The 15,628-nt window shown below is 71.2% G+C and carries 15 protein-coding genes and 1 tRNA gene; 8 read left to right on the top strand and 8 right to left on the bottom strand.

All coding sequences use genetic code 11. From position 1 onward, the window contains the following. Positions 1 to 54 precede the first annotated feature (54 nt). The 3 genes from G3573_RS02140 to G3573_RS02130 all read left to right on the top strand — a co-directional run bounded on the left by G3573_RS02140 (position 55) and on the right by G3573_RS02130 (position 4,380). Positions 55 to 1,551, top strand: coding sequence for a Wzz/FepE/Etk N-terminal domain-containing protein (locus G3573_RS02140; protein WP_163259201.1), 1,497 nt, complete (start codon positions 55 to 57; stop codon positions 1,549 to 1,551). A gap of 59 nt (positions 1,552 to 1,610) precedes the next feature. Further along, positions 1,611 to 2,318, top strand: a complete 708-nt coding sequence (locus G3573_RS02135; protein ID WP_163259200.1) for a CpsD/CapB family tyrosine-protein kinase — start codon at positions 1,611 to 1,613, stop codon at positions 2,316 to 2,318. A 73-nt stretch (positions 2,319 to 2,391) separates the two neighbouring features. Further along, on the top strand, positions 2,392 to 4,380 hold the full coding sequence (locus G3573_RS02130; RefSeq protein ID WP_163259199.1) for an AAA family ATPase: 1,989 nt from the start codon (positions 2,392 to 2,394) through the stop codon (positions 4,378 to 4,380). Between the two features lie 3 nt (positions 4,381 to 4,383). On the opposite strand, the gene G3573_RS02125 is transcribed toward G3573_RS02130, so the two are convergent. The 6 genes from G3573_RS02125 to G3573_RS02100 form a co-directional block, all read right to left on the bottom strand. Next, positions 4,384 to 5,319: a glycosyltransferase family 2 protein gene (locus tag G3573_RS02125; protein ID WP_163259198.1), complete on the bottom strand. Its 936-nt coding sequence runs from the start codon at positions 5,317 to 5,319 to the stop codon at positions 4,384 to 4,386. Continuing rightward, complete coding sequence (locus tag G3573_RS02120; RefSeq protein WP_163259197.1) at positions 5,316 to 6,080, bottom strand: polysaccharide deacetylase family protein; 765 nt, start codon at positions 6,078 to 6,080, stop codon at positions 5,316 to 5,318. The genes G3573_RS02125 and G3573_RS02120 overlap by 4 nt, the downstream gene beginning before the upstream one ends. After that, a complete protein-coding gene (locus tag G3573_RS02115; RefSeq protein WP_163259196.1) occupies positions 6,077 to 7,036 on the bottom strand; it encodes a glycosyltransferase family 2 protein in 960 nt (319 codons plus the stop codon). Before G3573_RS02115 ends, G3573_RS02120 begins: the two co-directional genes overlap by 4 nt. Beyond that, the gene (locus tag G3573_RS02110) at positions 7,033 to 8,502 is read right to left on the bottom strand and encodes a lipopolysaccharide biosynthesis protein (RefSeq protein WP_346427326.1); all 1,470 of its coding nucleotides are present in this window, start codon (positions 8,500 to 8,502) and stop codon (positions 7,033 to 7,035) included. The genes G3573_RS02115 and G3573_RS02110 overlap by 4 nt, the downstream gene beginning before the upstream one ends. Beyond that, a complete protein-coding gene (locus tag G3573_RS02105) occupies positions 8,499 to 10,013 on the bottom strand; it encodes an exopolysaccharide biosynthesis polyprenyl glycosylphosphotransferase (RefSeq protein WP_163259195.1) in 1,515 nt (504 codons plus the stop codon). Before G3573_RS02105 ends, G3573_RS02110 begins: the two co-directional genes overlap by 4 nt. A 91-nt stretch (positions 10,014 to 10,104) precedes the next feature. Next, positions 10,105 to 10,581 carry a YkgJ family cysteine cluster protein gene (locus G3573_RS02100; RefSeq protein WP_163259194.1) on the bottom strand — a complete coding sequence of 159 codons (477 nt, stop codon included), beginning with the start codon at positions 10,579 to 10,581 and terminating at the stop codon, positions 10,105 to 10,107. A gap of 280 nt (positions 10,582 to 10,861) precedes the next feature. Between G3573_RS02100 and G3573_RS02095 the strand changes: the two genes are divergently transcribed. Next, on the top strand, positions 10,862 to 11,356 hold the full coding sequence (locus G3573_RS02095; protein WP_163259193.1) for a surface-adhesin E family protein: 495 nt from the start codon (positions 10,862 to 10,864) through the stop codon (positions 11,354 to 11,356). Positions 11,357 to 11,608: 252 nt separating this feature from the next. Here the strand turns inward: G3573_RS02095 and G3573_RS02090 are convergent. Then, positions 11,609 to 11,700, bottom strand: a tRNA-Ser gene (locus tag G3573_RS02090). Between the two features lie 280 nt (positions 11,701 to 11,980). Between G3573_RS02090 and G3573_RS02085 the strand changes: the two genes are divergently transcribed. From G3573_RS02085 to G3573_RS02070, 4 genes are all read left to right on the top strand, one after another. Further along, entirely contained in the window at positions 11,981 to 13,111 is a 1,131-nt protein-coding gene (locus G3573_RS02085) for a hypothetical protein (RefSeq protein WP_163259192.1), read from the top strand. An 88-nt stretch (positions 13,112 to 13,199) separates the two neighbouring features. Continuing rightward, positions 13,200 to 13,637 (top strand): hypothetical protein, encoded by a 438-nt coding sequence (locus tag G3573_RS02080; RefSeq protein WP_163259191.1) that lies wholly within the window; start codon positions 13,200 to 13,202, stop codon positions 13,635 to 13,637. A gap of 49 nt (positions 13,638 to 13,686) precedes the next feature. Next, positions 13,687 to 14,121 (top strand): hypothetical protein, encoded by a 435-nt coding sequence (locus G3573_RS02075; RefSeq protein WP_163259190.1) that lies wholly within the window; start codon positions 13,687 to 13,689, stop codon positions 14,119 to 14,121. A 139-nt stretch (positions 14,122 to 14,260) separates the two neighbouring features. Then, positions 14,261 to 14,665 (top strand): DNA breaking-rejoining protein, encoded by a 405-nt coding sequence (locus G3573_RS02070; RefSeq protein WP_163259189.1) that lies wholly within the window; start codon positions 14,261 to 14,263, stop codon positions 14,663 to 14,665. Here the strand turns inward: G3573_RS02070 and G3573_RS02065 are convergent. Further along, on the bottom strand, positions 14,646 to 15,628 hold a 983-nt coding region (locus G3573_RS02065), incomplete at its 5' end, for a L,D-transpeptidase family protein (RefSeq protein WP_163259188.1). The genes G3573_RS02070 and G3573_RS02065 overlap by 20 nt on opposite strands.

Below are 15,628 nucleotides of genomic sequence, written 5' to 3'. Positions count from 1 at the left end.
TACCGGCCGACCGTGCTTCCATCCCGCGACGTGCGCGGTGTGAGTCGGAACAGTATGCGGGATACGGACTGGACGAGCGGAAGCGAGGCGCCCTGGGGCGGCCGGCTCGTCGTGCGTCCGCGCTATTCCGCGGGCGACCTGACCGTGCTGCTGTGGCGCGAAAAGACCAACATGTTCCTGGTCTTCGCCCTGGTGTTCGGCCTGGGCGTGGCGGCGGCGGTGATGTCGCCGCGCACCTACACCGCCAAGTCCAGCCTGCTGGTCCAGTTGGGCCAGGAATACGTCTACGAACCGCGCGCCGGCGACGCCGCCCGCGGCGCCGTGCCGAAGACCGACGAGGTGGTCCGCTCCGAAGTCGAGATCCTGTCCAGCGACGAGCTGAAGGCGCGCGTGGTCAAGGCCGTCGGCCTGGCCGCCATCGACCCGAAGCTGGCCGAGGCCTGGAACCAGGCCGACGCCGAGGAGCGCCGCAAGATCGAGGGCGCGGCGATCAAGGCGATCGGCGACGGCCTGAGCATCGACACCGCGCCCGACACCGGGGTGGTGCGGCTGAGCTTCAAGCACAAGGACGCGGCGACCGCGGCCCTGATCCTGAACCGGCTGGTCGAGACCTACATGTCCTACCGCAAGGAGGTGTTCAAAGACGTCTCCTCGCCGGTGCTGCTGGCCCAGAAGGCGGCGTTCGAGAAGCGGCTGGTCGAGGCCGACGCGGCCTACGAGACCTTCCTGCGCGATCACGCCCTGGGCGACTTCCCGACGGAAAAGGCCAGTCTTTCCGCGCTTTACCAGAACGTCCTGGACGAACGGTACAAGGTCGACGCCCGCCTGCGCGAAGTGCGCGCCCAGCTGTCGAGCCTGTCGGCCGGCCTGGCCTCGGTGCCGGCGGAAGTGGGCGTCCAGCGCGACCTGGACCTGACCGCGCCGCAGAAGCTGCTGGCCCTGAAGGTCGACCGCCAGGACCTGCTGTCCCGCTACAAGCCGGACTCGCAGCCGGTGAAGGACGTCGACGCCAAGATCGCCGAGCTGGAGCGCCTGATCGGCTCCGGCCAGGGCGTGGGCGAGAAGGATCGCCGCCTGGGCGCCAACCCGGTCTGGCAGGACCTGGAGACCGACCGCGTGCGCCTGTCGGCCGAGGCCGCGTCGCTGGCCGCGCGCCGCGACGCCCTGGTGGGCCAGCTGAAGGAGGTCTCCGACCGCCAGCTGAACCTGACCAAGCTGGAGTCCGAGTACCAGAACCTGTCGGTCGAGCGCGAAGTGCTGCAGACCAACATCCGCGGCTTCACCACCCGGGCCGAGGAGATCGGCGCGGCGCGGGCCATCGCCGAGGGCGCGGACGACAACATCCGGGTGGTCGAGCGGGCCGCCCAGCCAGCCCGCGGCGAGAGCATGCGCAAGGTGATCGTGGCCCTGGCCTTCTGCTTCGCGGCCTTCACCGCGGTGTGCGCCGGCCTGCTGCGGGTGTTCCTGCGCCGGGGCTTCCCGACCGCCGCTTCGGCCGGGCGGACGCTGGAGCTGCCGGTGCTGGCCAGCGCGCCGCTTAAGACCCCCTGAAGGGCGAATCCCATAGCCTGTGCTACGGAAACCAGGAACGCGCGTACGGGCGATTCGAGATGGTGGATCTGACGGCTGAAATGGCGGCGTTGTGGGCCGCCCTGGCGCGCGTCCGGGGCGCCGGCGCCGATGGTCGCGTCATCCAGTTCGTGGCCGCGCGGCAGGGCGAGGGGACCTCGACCGTCGCTCGCGAATTCGCCCGCATGGCCGCCGTGCGCGCCCGCCGGCCGGTCTGGCTGGTCGACGCCGACCTCGAGAACCCCAGCCAGCTGGACGCCGTCTGCGCCGAGCCCGAGCGGTTCGGCCGGGTCGGCCCGCCGGCCTCGGCCACGCCGGACCAGTCGATCTTCTACGCCGTGCGCCCGCCGATCCGCTCGCGCAACGGCGTGCCGGTGGCCGACCGCCGCCTGACCGTGGCGCGTTCGGCGCTGGGCGGACGCCTGTGGGTCAGCCGCTTCAGCATCGAGCTCGTGCCGCCGGGCCGCCGGGCCAAGGTGCTGTCGGACGGGGCCTACTGGAGCGCGTTGCGCCGCCACGCGGACACCGTGGTGATCGATTGCCCGGCCGGCGACCGGGCCGAGACGGCCGAGGTGCTGGCGCCCGTAGTCGACGCCACCGTGCTGGTGGTCGCGGCCGACGACACCGACGCGCGCGAGGCCTCGGCGTTGAAGACGCGCATCGAGGAAGCCGGCGGCCGCTGCATCGGCCTGGTGTTCAACCGCGCCCAGGTGCAGACGCCGAAATTCCTGCGCCGCTTCGCCGGCTAGAGCACTACCTCCGCCAAGCGGGAGCAAGGCCCCCCTTCGGCGCGTTTCCCCTGCGACCGCAGCGGAGAGCGCCATGCCCGACCAGGACCGTCCCACCAGCCGCGCCCCCGAGGACGTTCGTCCGGCCGCGCGCGTGGTGCTGGCCCCCGCCGCCGGCGCGGTCGTCGAGGGCCGCAGCTTCGCCCCCGAAGACGTGCGCGAGGCCCTGCGCGACCATCCGGTGAGCGCCGGGGAGCTGGTCGAGGCCCCGGTCGCCCGCATCGGCGCGGAGTCCGCCCCGACCGACGTCCGCCTGCAGGTCGTGGCGACCACCCCGGGCGGTCGGGTCCAGGTGGACGACGAGACCCGCATCGAGATGCAGGGCGTGCCCCTGACGAGCTTGACGCCGGGGCTGGACGCCATCTACGACGACGTGCGGACCCTGCGCCCGATGCTGGCGCAGATCCGCGAGATGATCGAACTGCCGCTGCGCGAGCCGGACATGTACCGGCGCCTCGGCATCCGTCCGCCGCGCGGCGTGCTGGTGCGTGGCGCGCCCTTGTCGGGCGCGCGTCGCCTGACCCGCGCGGTCGCCGCCGACATCGGCGCCAAGCTGCTGCTGATCAGCGGCGCCGAACTGAACGCACTGGACATCACCGAGGCCGAGCGGCGGCTGGACGAGATGTTCGACGCGGCGTCGGGCCCGGACCCCTGCCTGATCGTTATCTCCGACCTCGACCAGGTGGCGCGCCGGCGCGACTGGACCATGACCGACGCCGAGCGCCGCCTGGGCGCGCGTTTTGTGTCGCGGCTGGACGCGCTGGATCCGGACGCGCGCGTCGTGGTGGTCGGGCTGACTTCCCGGCCGGATGCGCTCGACGAGCAGATCCGCCGCCAGGGCCGGCTGGACCGCGAGATCGTCAATTCCGCGCCCAATCCCGCGGCCCGCCGGGAGTTCCTGACGATCGGCCTGGCCCACAGCCCGCTGGCCGAGGACGTCGATCTGGACGAGCTGACCCACTTCACCTGGGGCTATTCGATCGGCGACCTCAGCGCCTTCGTCCGCGAGGCGGCGCTGCACGCCATCCACCGCGCCTGCCCGGACGACAAGCCCGGCCCGGGCCCGATGGTGATCGCCCGTGAAGACTTCCTCGAGGCCATGAAGCGGGTGAAGCCGTCGGCCCTGCACGAGGTCGTGGTCCAGGCCCCGGCGGTGAAGTGGGACGACATCGGCGCCGACGAGACCGCCAAGGATCGCCTGCGCAAGGGCATCGTCCTGCCCCTGACCCGGCCCGACGCCCTAGCCCGGCTGGGCGTGCGCCCGCCCCGCGGTTTCCTGCTGTTCGGCCCGCCGGGGAACGGCAAGTCGATGATGGCCGCCGCCGCCGCGTGCGAGGCGGGCGCCAACTTCCTGTCGGCGGGCGTCTCCGAGCTGCTGTCGACCGGCCGCCAGGTGCCCGACCTGATCGCCAACCTGTTCGCCCGCGCCCGCGAGGTGGCGCCGGCGCTGATCTACATCGACGAGGTCGACCGGCTGACCAATCCGGTGGCGGCGGGGGTGGAGGATCCCAACGCCGCGCGCCACGGCCTGAACGCGCTCCTGGCCGAGCTCGACGCCCTGGTGCAGACGCCGGGGATCGTGGTGGTGGGCGCGACCGCCCGGGCGGCGATCCTGGAGCGGGACCTGCTCCACTCCGGCCGGCTGGAGGAACTGGTCTACGTGCCCGCGCCCGATGTCGACGCGCGCCGCCATATCCTGGAGATCGCCACGCGGCACGTGCCCCTGGCCGAGGATGTCGACCTGCGAGCCGTGGCCGAGCAGACCGAGCGGTTCACCGGCACCGACCTGCGCGACCTGGTGCGGGCGGCCGGCCTGACCGCGCTGCATCGCTCGATCGACGCCGAGACCATCGACGCGGGCTGTTTCGAGGTGGCGCTGCGCGAGGTTCGGCCCTCGGTGACCGAGGACATGGAGAGCGCCTACGAGGAGACCGCGCTCACCCTCAAGCAGGAGCCGGCGCGCCGCCCGACCATCGGCTTCGCCGTGCCCACCAGCCAGCGCGTCGACCCGACCGCGAAGTAGGGATCAGGCGCTTGCGGCGGTGCGGCGCAGTTCGGCCGCGCCGTAAAGCTGCGGCTCCAGGCCGTTGAACCAGAACAGCTTTCCAAGCCCGCGCGCGGCCCGATCCAGCGCCTGGGCGCGGGTCGGGCGCCGCGCGATCCAGAGGACCAGCGCCAGCGCGCTCCAGGCGCAGGCCTGGGCGGCGCCGACCGCACTCCACTTCAGAACCCCGGCCCAGTCGCGCGCGTGGGCGCAGGTCTGGCTGGGGCCCTGGCCGTAGGCGAAGGCCCGCTTCAGGGCGTAACCCAGCGTCGCCCGGTGCGCCGGTGCGTGCTCGAAGGCGAGCGCGCCCGGGGCCCAGGCGAAGCGGCCGCCGCGAGCGGCGAGGCCTGCGAACAGCTTGTCGTCCTCGCCGCCGCTCTGGTCGGCGGAGGTGTCGAACGGGGCGGGGCCGGGCAGGGCGACCGCGCGGGTCATCAGCGAGCAGCCGCAGCCGTAGGGCTCGGCGACCAGGCCGGCCGCCTCGGGACCGCGGCGGGAGAAGAAGTCTTCCAGATAGGGCCGCAGCCACGGCTTCGCGTCGGGCGCGCGGCCGTGGATCGCGCCGAAGGTGACGTCGGCGCCGAACCGTTCGTGCGTGTCGAGCAGGGCGGCCAGCCAGCCGGGCGCCGCCTCCTCGTCATCGTCGAGGAAGGCGATCAGCGGGGCCTCGGTGGCGGTCAGGGCGGCGTTGCGCGCGGTCGCCACGCCGGGCCTGGGCGCGTGCACGTAGATCACCGGCACGCTGGCTTCAGTGGCCAGGGCCTCGACGGTCGCGCGGGCCGATCCGGCCGGATCGTTGTCGGCCACCACGATCTCGCGCAGGCGATTGGGCGCCTGGCCGATCAGCGAACGCACGGCGCGCGCCAGGCTGTCGGGCCGGCGCAGGGTCGGGATCAGGACGGCGACGTCGCGGCTCATCCGGCCGCCCCCAGGCGGCGGACGCCTTCGGCCACGGTGACCGGCTCGAACCCGGCCTCCAGCGCGCGATCGACCAGCCGGCCCAGCGCGCACGGCGTGCAGCCGAAGGCTGACGCGCCCTCGCGCACGTCGTGGGTGTAGAGGATCAACCAGCCGCCGCGCTCGGCGGCGCGGTCCATCCAGCGGCGGGCGACCGCCTCGCCGTCGGGCCCTTCGACGCCCACGGCCGGCAGTTGGTTCAGGTCGGCGCCGGCCTTCACCAGGCCGGGATGAAGCGCGCGCAAGCCGATGTAATCGCGCGCCAATTCCGCCTTCGCCGCCGGCGCGACGTCGCCATACGGATAGGCGAAGGTGGTCGGATCCGGCGCGCCCCAGGCGATCAGGGCCTCGCGGTTCTTGCGCGCCTCGCGGGCGACCTCGGCGGCGTCGGCCTGGCCGCAGTCCAGGTGGCCGAAGGTGTGGCAGCCGATCTCGTGGCCGGCCGCGACCAGGGCCTCGACGTCGCGGCGCTGGGTGTAGGGCCCCATCGGCCCGTCAATGCCGGCCAGGCCAGCGCAGACGTAGAAGGTGCCGCGCACGCCCATGGATTCCAGGATCGGCGCGCCGTCGCGGGCGGCCGACACGGGCGCGTCGTCGAAGCTGAAGCTGATCATCGGCCGCCCCGGCGACGAGGCCGCGGGCCGGCGATGCGCCAGCCGGCTCCAGCGGCGGCGCAGCTTGCCCTTCAACGAGGCGTCGGCGGTGTAGACTTCAGCGTTCATACCGCCTCGGCGTAGAGGGCGGCGCGATAGAGACGCAAGCTGAAGGCGCGCGCGGCCGTCGGCAGCAGGCGGGCCAGGGCGGCCTGCTTCAGCAGCGGGCGCCAGGCCGGCAGGGCCGGGGCCTTCTTCAGCCACTGGGCGGCGCGATAGCTGGGATAGCCGCGGACCACCTCGGGATGGCGGCTCACCACGCGGGCGAAGTTGCCGACCGAGCTCTCGTACTTGGCCGCCAGGCTCTCGACCGTGTCGAGGCCGACGTGGGTGGCGGGGATGTCGACATGGCGGACGCTGAAGCGGCGGGCGACGCGCATGCCCCACTCGACGTCCTCCCAGCCCCAGCCGGCGAAGTCGCGATCGAAGGCCTCGGCCTCGAACGCGTCGCGGCGGACCAGCAGGTTGGAGGTGTAGACGTACTTTTCGGGCGTGCGGGCGCGCTCGAACCACGGCACGCACTCGGCCTTTTCGGCCATGGCCCGATGCACGGCGAAGGCGGACTCGCGCGACGCGTGCTTCAGCGAGAAGCCGCCGAAGGCGACGGCCGGGTCGTCGAGCGCGATCACGTCCAGCCAGGCCTGCAGGAAGCGGCGATTGTCCGGGTGCATGTCCGCGTCGAGGAACAGGAAGACGTCGGCGCGGGCGTGGGCGGCCAGGCGGTTGCGGCCGCGCGCGCGGCCCTCGTTCTCGGGCAGGCGCACCATGCGGACCGGCAGCTTGGCGCGCGCCACGCCGGCGTCGACACGCGCGGCCAGCACGCCGTCGGCCGATCCGTCGTCCAGCAAAACGACCTCGACCGCGCCCCCGATGATGTCCGCTTCCTGGTCCAGCGCCTCGAGCAGGGCCAGCGGATCGTCACGCAGGAACGGCACCAGCACCGACAGGACCGGGCGGGCGCCGGCGTAGGCGGCGTTGTCGCGGACGGTCTCGGCCGAGGTGGTCTTCTTGGTCTTACGCGTCATGCCGGACGTCCTGACAGGAAGGCGTTGAAACGGGGGAAGAGGGTGCGGGCGGCGGCTTCGCGGACGCCGCCGGCGTCGAGCGCCCAGGCGCAGGCGCCGTAGACGACCACGCCCGCGCCGGCCTTCAGGGCCAGCTCGGCGAGACCGCCGAGGTCGGGGAGCAGGGCGACGACGACGGCCATGGCGGCTGTGGCGAACGCACAGCGTAGCAGTGTGTTCCAGGGCAGGGGCAGGCGGGTGGCCTTGCGCCCGATAGCGAAGGAGGCGAGCGCGCCGATCGCGTAGCTGGCCGCCGCCGCCCAGGCCGCGCCGGGCAAGCCGAAGCGGGGCAGCAGGATCAGGTTCAGCGCCAGGTTGGCGACCGCCGGCACGGCCATGGCCGCCAGCAGCAGCGTCGTGCGCCGGCCCAGCGTGAAGGCCTGGTGGAAGTAGTAGGTGGTCAGGCCGGCGAACAGCGCCGACACCGCGGCCCAGGGCGTGACCTGGGCGGCGGCGACGCGCAGGCCTTCGCCGACCAGCAGTTCCGACAGCGGCCGCGCGACCAGGGCCAGCCCGGCGGCGGCCGGCAGGCCCAGCAGCAGCATGGTCGAGGCCTGCTCGCGGGCGGCCTTGTTCAGTTCCGCCGGCCCGCCGCGCTCCAGCGCCGCGACCAGGGCCGGGCCGCCGGCCGCGCCCAGCCAGACGAACAGGACGTCCAGGGTGCGGTTCGCCAGCGTGTAGGCGGCGTGGTAGGCGCCGACCGCCTCAGCATCGAGGAAACCCGCGATGAGGAAGCGGTCCAGGCTGGCCAGGCCCAGCGCCAGGATCAGCGAGGCCGAGACTGGCAGGCCGTAAGCGGCGTAGGCCCGTGCGCGGGCCGGTTCGAAGCCGCCGCCCTTGGCGAAGGACAGCTCGCGCGGCAGGACGAACGGGACCAGCAGCAGGGCGCCGAGCAAGAGGCCCAGCAGCGGGCCGCGTGCGCCCAGGCCCGCGGCGGCCAGGCCCGCGCCCAGCAGGAAGCCGCCGGCGGTCTGGGCCATGTCGAGCAGGGAGGCGGACGCCACCTCGCCCGCGGCGCGGCGGCGCTCTCGGGCCAGCTGGACCAGGCTCTTGGCGACCACGGTCCCCAGCGCCGCAGCGACCGCGCCCTTCAGGGCCGGAGCGGCGGGCCAGATCCACAGGGCCAGGCCGGCGACCAGCGCGAACGGCACGGCCAGGGCGAAGAAGGTCCGGTACAGGGTGGCGAAATGGGCGCTCAGGCCCTCGTCGCGCTCGGCCGCCCAGAACCGGGCCATGGCCGCCTCCAGCCAGGTGAAGACGGACGTGTGCGCCAGCACCAGCACCGAGAAGGCCAGCGCGTAGCGGCCGTACTCCTCCGGGCTCAGCAGGCGGGTGAAGACGACGATGGAGCCCAGGCCCACCAGGCCCTGCACGGCGTTGGCCGGGAGGTAGCCCCACACGCCCCGCCAGAACATGCGCCCGCTCACCGGATCGCCTCGCGGTCGCCCAGCAGGCACGGCACGGTTACCAGCATGATCCAGAGATCCAGCCAGAACGACTGGCGCTCGATGTAGTCGACGTCCAGGGCCACGCGCCGGCGCACGTCGGCGGCGTCGTGCAGCGGCCCGCGCGAGCCGTTGACCGCGGCCCAGCCGGTCATGCCGGGCTTCATGCGATGGCGCCAGGCGTACTCGGCCACCAGCTGCGCGCTCTCGGTCTCGCCGGTCTTCATGCCGACCGCGTGGGGGCGCGGACCGACCAGGCTCATCTCGCCCTTCAGCACGTTCAGCAGTTGCGGCAGCTCGTCCAGGCTGGTCTTGCGCAGGAAGCGGCCCAGGCGCGTGACCCGGTCGTCGTCGGCTGTGACCTGGCGTTCGGCGCGGGCGTCAGCGGCCTCGTTGCGCATGGAGCGGAACTTCCAGACCACGATCTCTTCGTTGTTGAAGCCGTGGCGGCGCTGGCGGAAGAACGCCGGGCCCGGGCTGTCAAGGCGCACCAGCACGGCGATCACGGCCAGCACCGGGGCCAGCAGCGCCAGCGCGACCGAACCGATCACCAGGTCCTGAATCCGCTTGGCGAAGGCGCGGCGCTCGTCCTCGGGCGCGCCGGACAGCTTGGCCAGCGGCGCGTTGGCCAGCTTGGACAGGGCGGCGTCGCGGCCCTCGGCGTCCTCCAGGTCGACCAGCAGGGAGACTTCGTTGGGCAGGACGCGCAGGCGCTCGACCACCTGGCGCACGCGGGCGCGGGCGGACGGGTCCAGCGCCACCACCACGCGGTCGACATAGGGCAGCAGCTTGTGGTCCAGCAGGGCCTGGGTGTCGCCCAGCACCGGCACGCCGGCGACCGCGCCGGGCGCGCGCGCCAGCCGGTCGTCGAACACGCCGATGATGTTGACCTCGCGCCGCTCCAGCGCGTCGCGGATCAGCCGCTCGGCGTGGCGGGTGGCGCCGACCACCACGACGTTGGGGGTCAGCCGGCCGTCGGCGCGCCAGCGCTGAACCAGCCCCCACCAGCCCAGGTGCAGGGCGTGCACGGTCAGGAAGCTGAGCGCCAGGCCGGCCAGCACGCTCTTCAGCACGACGGCCTCGGCGCCCAACAGGGCCGACCCGAAGCCGGTCAGGGCGCCGGCCAGGGCGAAGGCGCCGACCAGGCGGGCCAGATGCGCGATCCGGCGTTTGCGGTCGCCGAAAGCGTAGAGGTCCAGGCTCTTCAGCGCCCACAAGATGGTGGCCAGGCCCAGCACGAAGGGCGCGGCCTGGGCCACCGGGGCCTGGGTCAGCGGGCCGGGCAGGGCGCTCGCCGCGCCGGCCAGGGCGAGAGCCGCCAGCACCGTCGTATCGACCGCACGGAACATGGCGACCGCCTGCGCCCCGCTCTGGCGCGCGCGCGACGAAACCAGCCGGCCGGGCCGGAACGGGCCGCGGCGGTCCTTCGGATCGGCGGCGTCCAGCGGCGCGGAATCGTTGGCGGGTACGAGCTTGCGGGCGACGACGGGCATCAACTGTCCGAAAACGAGCTTTCGCGCGTCAGGCTTGCAAGGCTCGTGCAACAGGCGAGCTGAGGCCCCGATCAGGCGGCCCCTCGGGCGATCAGGCCGACGCCTGCGCGCCCTGCGGCTCGAACAGCTCCGGCCGGCGGCGCTTTTCGATGACCTCGCCGGTGAAGGCCATGATCTGCGCCGAGTCCGGCCCGGCCCCGATCAGCACCGTGGTCCCGCGCCGGGACAGGGCCTTCAGGTCATTCAGATAGCGCGGCTCGCGCCAGCGGCCGGTGTGCGAGGGATCGACGTGGACCAGCACCAGGTCGGGCCGGTCGGTCGACGACAGGATCATCTTGCTGCGGTCGGGCCGCCAGTGGTCGTCCATCGCCCCGACCAGCCAGCCGCAGATGAAGGCGCGACACTGGATCGGCCGGGTCTCGTAGATCCCGCAGCCGGCGCCCTTCTTCACGTTCGGACACCAGGTGTCGGCCGGCTTGTTCAGCTGCGGATCAGAAATCCCCAGCAGCTTGCAGCACAGGTTGCAGGCGCCGCATTCCCGGGCGGCCTGACCGGCCGACCCGCTCATCGGATACTCCAGAGTCTGAACATCGATCACCGCCCCCACGGTTGATCGGATTACAGACTCGTAAGGTTCAGGGAGTCAACGCGAGTCGTTTAGACGAGAACGAACGAATACACACTGCTGAATTGTAGAATGTTGGGAGCGCCGCATATTGGCCGCAAAGTAGCCACAATGTTTGCTGGCGCGTAAGCGGATTGCCGTCGTGGCGGCTGGCGCCAGCGCCGCCTTGCGCCCGCGTGGCCGGCGGCTATCGTGGGTGGCGCGATCGGGGCGGGAGGGGCGCGTGCGCAAGCTTGGAAGAGTTCTACTGGGCGCGGCGGCGGCGGCGACGGTGACGGCGTTGGCCGGCGCTACGCAGGCCGTGGACTACATGGTCGAGGTCATGGGCCGCGATATGCTGATCCTGATCGACAAGGACAGCATCAAGCGCGACGGCGACACCGTGCGCTACCGGGAGGTGAGCTTTTCCGGCGTCCCGATAGACGTGGACGGCCGGCTGGTCGAAAGCTCCACCGGGGACATCGAGTTGGACTGCGGGCAGGCGCGCTTCCGCTACAGCAACCACATGCTGATCGGGACCGACGGCCGCGCCAAGCCGGACGGCTGGGGCGAGGACTGGACGCCGATTGCGCGTGGAACCTATGTCTACGGCATCGCCTGCCTGGGCGACAGGCGGCCCGGCAAGGGCGCCGATCTGCTGAAGGTGCGCGACGAGTTCCGGCAAATGGTCAAGGACGACAGCCTGTGGACCGACACGGGCGACTACATGGGGCAGTAGAGACCTGGCCCCGACTCGCCGTCATCGGGCGGCAGCGAAGCGAAGGCCCGGAGCCCCCGCCGTGTCGCCACGGATTCTAAGCGCGTGGCGAAGGAGACGATGGAAGCTCTCTACAAGGCGGGAGGGGTCGATCCCTCGCGCTCAAACCTCGGCAAATTCCGGATGCCGCGCGACCACGCGGGGGCTACGAGGCCCGCAAGGCGCGGCCTGGGCTCGCCAGGGCGAATATTCTTCGCAAAATTAAAGGGAAGGTGGCGGAGACGGAGGGATTCGAACCCTCGATACCCTTTAGGGGGTATGACGATTTAGCAAACCGTTGCCTTCAGCCACTCGGCCACGTCTCCGGCGCGATCCGGATAGCCTGTTCGGTTTGGGATGGCAACGGAAGCCTCGGGGGCTGTGGAGGTTTTTCCCCAGGCGCGGTGCGCTGAGCCGACCCAACGCAAGCCTCGCGCAGGACTAACCGCGCACAATGTCTTCTCCAGCAGGCGTCGTCGCGGGCGTGAGCGCAGGTGGCGATGAGAGCGGCTGTTCCGTTTTTGTTCTTGCCGTAACACTGTTCTCGTGAGAGTCTTCAGCTGCGCAATTTGAGCGCGGGCACGAGACGAGGCGGAACGAACAGGAATGGCGGCACCGGCGAAGGGACAGAAGCGGGAAGCGGATTGGCTCGGCTTTGTTTTGGAGGAGGCCCGCCGAAGAGCGCCCCAGGCGCTGGCTCTGATGACGCCCGCCGGTCAGGCGGCGGCCCTAGCGACGCTCATCTCCCAGCGGCGCGAACCGGCGCCCAGGAGGGCGGCGACAGCGACGTCTGCGAAAATGGGCACTGACCCGCGGGGAGCCGCGCCGGCCCGGCGGGTGTCGGCTGCCGATCGCTTTGTTTACGAACAACTTACGAGCCGAGACCCGATCAAAAAGGCCGTGGCGGGCTACGTCACTCGGGAAATGGCCCGCTCTCTGGGTATGGCTCGAGGCGGCCTTCACGCCATAGAAGACACCGCGAAGGCGGCCGAGCTCGGGAACCGGCTCAGAAACCCGGTTGAGGTCGTCAGGATGGCGGCCAGCGTTTGGGATGCGAGGGACCAGCTGCGCGACAAGGCGGCGGCGGTGGCCGACAGCTTGACGCATCCTCAAGAGACTGGGGAGCGCGCCGCGGCTGCGCTTCAGCAGTTCTGGATCGATCACGATCACTGGGCGGCGCCGCAAGCGGATAATGTCGCCGGCGAGATCATCCGTAATGGTCCAATCGGAGTGAACGACGGCGAGCTGGCGGTCGACCTGTATTCGATGCTTCGGGGCGGACCGGGGATAAGAGCTCTCACTCGCGGCGCGCTGATGACGGAGGCGGACTGGGTCGCCAAACGCGCCTCGCGAGCTCAGGCAAAAGTTTTCGTAAAACCGTATGGATACAACGGAAGGCAACGCCGGGGTCACCACTCGCCCGTGGCTGTAAATAGTGATCTTGGAAAGAAACTTTCCAAGAAGGTGCTGGATAGTCCTTTCAACGTTGTCACCTACAAAGGACTCAGCGTCGGGGAAGCGCTTAAGCACCACTACGGAAGCGATAAGCATGTCCGGGGTGGAAAGATTGGCGGCGTTCGCTGGAACGGCGATGATCTTGGCTTCCGGAAGTACGGAATTGAAGAGCGGCTTTGGCACGGGACGCCCGAAGCCACGAGGGACCTCATCATTGCCGGCTTGCTCGGGCCGGTTCTCCTGAACGACGCCTCGGACATCAAAGAAGAGGGCCGAGAGTGAGGGGGCAGGGGGATCAGGCGCGTTGGCGACCGCGCCGTTAGCGCCTCTTAGACCTTGCGGATAATTTCTGGAGAAGAGGGCGAGCCCGATGATGATCAGGCCCTGGACTGAATTCAGCTCCACGCTTCCAGAAGAAGACGAGAGAGAGGTGGACGGCGTTTACGAGCCCCCGGGTAAGAACGTCGCCGAGGTTGTGTATGGGATTCTGGGCGGGCTGGGGTGTGACCTCGGTCCACTCGAAGGCCAGGGCGAGGAGCACGGCTGGCAGTTTCATTTTCGCTACAAGAAATGCGATCTTTGGTGCCAGGTGACCCTCATCTACGAGTATCTCGCCGTCATCGAAGAGATCTCCTTTTTCCGCAAGCTGTTCAGGCGTCCGCACCATCCTGCTTATCTCGAGCTTCTTGAGCGGCTTTCCGCTGAGATGGCGCGCGATCCCCGCCTCTATGAAGTTCGTTGGTACGCCGATGAGGAAGTTCATACGGATGCGCCGGGCGCAGCTTCGCCCGTGCCGAGCGCGGCGTAGTCCGAGCCGCAAGTAGGGACGCCAGACTTTTTATAGGGGAGGACGCGCCATGGGGGGCGTGACGGTGAGGCGGTGGGCCGAGTTCGCTTCGGATCTGCCTGAGGACCAGATCGAGGACGAGCACGACATCGTGCAGTACGGCGGCAAGAGCGTCGCCGAGGCGATCCACGCGGTGCTGGAGGGGCTCGGCTGCGCGATGGAGCCGGTGACCTACGCGCACGAGCACGGGTGGGAGTTCTGCTTCAGCTACGAGAAGCGGTACCTTTGGTGCCAGGTGACGCTGATCGAGGAATACCTGGTCGTCGTCGACGACCGGACGTTCTTCGGCAAGGCGTTGGGCTATCACCCGGCCTATCAGGAGATCATGACCAAGCTCGCGCGGGCGCTGGCCGAGCATCCGCGGTTCAGCAACGTGCGCTGGTACTTCGACCACCAGGTCCACTCTGGCGAACCCGGGGCCAAGGAGCCGGTGACGGCGGCCTGACCTGAGGCCCAGTCCCGGTCGCGTCCGTCGGATAGGGCCGGGACGAGCCTCGCCCGGGGGCGGATCGGCGTGGCGCGCCGCCGGAACGGGGCGGGGCTGACACCGTTGGACGGCCATACGTGTGCAACGGGAGCCCGGCATGACCCTTCGACCAGCCCTGGCCGCGCTCGCGATCCTGGCGGCGGCCCCGTGCATCGCCGCCGACGCCGGCGTGCGCACCGAGCGGGTGACCTTCAAGCCCGGGACCTCGTCGACCCTGCTGCAGGGACAGGTCTCGGGCTACGACAGCGTCCGCTACCTGGTGAACGTGCGGGCCGGCCAGACCCTGGCCGTGCGGCTGGTCTCGGACAACACGTCGGCCTACTTCAACCTGCTGGCGCCCGGCGCGAGCGAAGCCATGTTCGTCGGCCCGGTCTCGGGCGGCACGTTCCAGGGCAAGGTGCTGGCCGCCGGGGACTACACGGTCCAGGTCTATCTGATGCGCAACGCCGCGCGCCGGGGCGAGAAGGCGGACTACCGGCTGGCTATCGCCGCGTCTGGATGATCCGCGGATCCGGCGCCGCCGCCGCGGCCGTCCGGACCGGGGCCGCGGACGGGCGGGCCAGGGCGGCGACCAGGGCCGGATCGCGGCCGTAGACGTCGGGCCGGAATTCCACGCCCCAGGTCCCCGGCGCGGCGGTCAGGTAGAGGATGTAGACCGGGACCGGCTCGGCCAGGTCGACGCTCTGTTCCGGGGCGCCGCCCGGCGCCGGCGTACGGGCGGGGCCGAGCAGCCGCCGCGCCAGCCGGGGCGCGTCCTCCAGGCGCACGCAGCCCGAGCTGAAGTTGCGCCGCTCTTCCCGGAACAGCTCCTTGGCCGGCGTGTCGTGCAGATAGACGCCGAAGTCGTTGGGGAACATCAGCTTGACCTGGCCCATCATGTTGCCGGGACCGGGCAGCTGGCGCACGCGCAGCGACTGCCGGCCTGCGGCGACCGCCGGCCAGTCGACCTGCGAGGCCGCGATCACGTGGGCGTCGTCCTCCCAGTCGGACAGCAGCTCCATGCGCTGCCGCTCCAGAAAGCCCGGCCCCTCGCTCAGCACATGAGCGGCGACGCGGTCGCGGGCCAGGTCCTCCGGGACGTTCCAGTAGGGATTGAACACCGCATAGCGGACCACGCCGGCCAGGGCGGGGGTGGGCTGGGCGGGCTTGCCGACCACCACGCGCATGCTGTCGACGACGTGGCCGTTCTCGTAGAGGGCCAGACGCGCGGCCCCGGCGTCGACCACCAGAAAGCGCTTGCCGGGATCGGCGGGTAGGGCCCGGGCGCGCTCCAGATTGGCCAGGATCAGTTGCTCGTCGTGGGCGAAGCCCTGGTTCAGCGCCGCGATCGTGGCCGCGTCGGCTGCGCCGGTCGGGGGCAGGCCGTGGCTGGCCTGGACCTCGCGCACCGCCTCGGCCAGCACCGCATCGTAGGCGCCGTCGCCCGGCAGGCCCAGCCGCCGGCGCAGGGCCGCCACCCGCTGGC

Source organism: Caulobacter sp. 17J65-9 (assembly GCF_010975005.1).
Classification (GTDB): Bacteria; Pseudomonadota; Alphaproteobacteria; order Caulobacterales; family Caulobacteraceae; genus 17J80-11.
This window is presented reverse-complemented; position numbering and strand designations above follow the sequence as displayed.

Bases quoted from the DNA above. Each gene is read 5' to 3' on its own strand.
- G3573_RS02140 (WP_163259201.1), top strand. From the start codon at position 55: ATGCGGGATACGGACTGGACGAGCGGAAGCGAGGCGCCCTGGGGCGGC.
- G3573_RS02135 (WP_163259200.1), top strand. From the start codon at position 1,611: ATGGTGGATCTGACGGCTGAAATGGCGGCGTTGTGGGCCGCCCTGGCG.
- G3573_RS02130 (WP_163259199.1), top strand. From the start codon at position 2,392: ATGCCCGACCAGGACCGTCCCACCAGCCGCGCCCCCGAGGACGTTCGT.
- G3573_RS02125 (WP_163259198.1), bottom strand. From the start codon at position 5,319: ATGAGCCGCGACGTCGCCGTCCTGATCCCGACCCTGCGCCGGCCCGAC.
- G3573_RS02120 (WP_163259197.1), bottom strand. From the start codon at position 6,080: ATGAACGCTGAAGTCTACACCGCCGACGCCTCGTTGAAGGGCAAGCTG.
- G3573_RS02115 (WP_163259196.1), bottom strand. From the start codon at position 7,036: ATGACGCGTAAGACCAAGAAGACCACCTCGGCCGAGACCGTCCGCGAC.
- G3573_RS02105 (WP_163259195.1), bottom strand. From the start codon at position 10,013: ATGCCCGTCGTCGCCCGCAAGCTCGTACCCGCCAACGATTCCGCGCCG.
- G3573_RS02100 (WP_163259194.1), bottom strand. From the start codon at position 10,581: ATGAGCGGGTCGGCCGGTCAGGCCGCCCGGGAATGCGGCGCCTGCAAC.
- G3573_RS02085 (WP_163259192.1), top strand. From the start codon at position 11,981: ATGGCGGCACCGGCGAAGGGACAGAAGCGGGAAGCGGATTGGCTCGGC.
- G3573_RS02080 (WP_163259191.1), top strand. From the start codon at position 13,200: ATGATGATCAGGCCCTGGACTGAATTCAGCTCCACGCTTCCAGAAGAA.
- G3573_RS02075 (WP_163259190.1), top strand. From the start codon at position 13,687: ATGGGGGGCGTGACGGTGAGGCGGTGGGCCGAGTTCGCTTCGGATCTG.
- G3573_RS02070 (WP_163259189.1), top strand. From the start codon at position 14,261: ATGACCCTTCGACCAGCCCTGGCCGCGCTCGCGATCCTGGCGGCGGCC.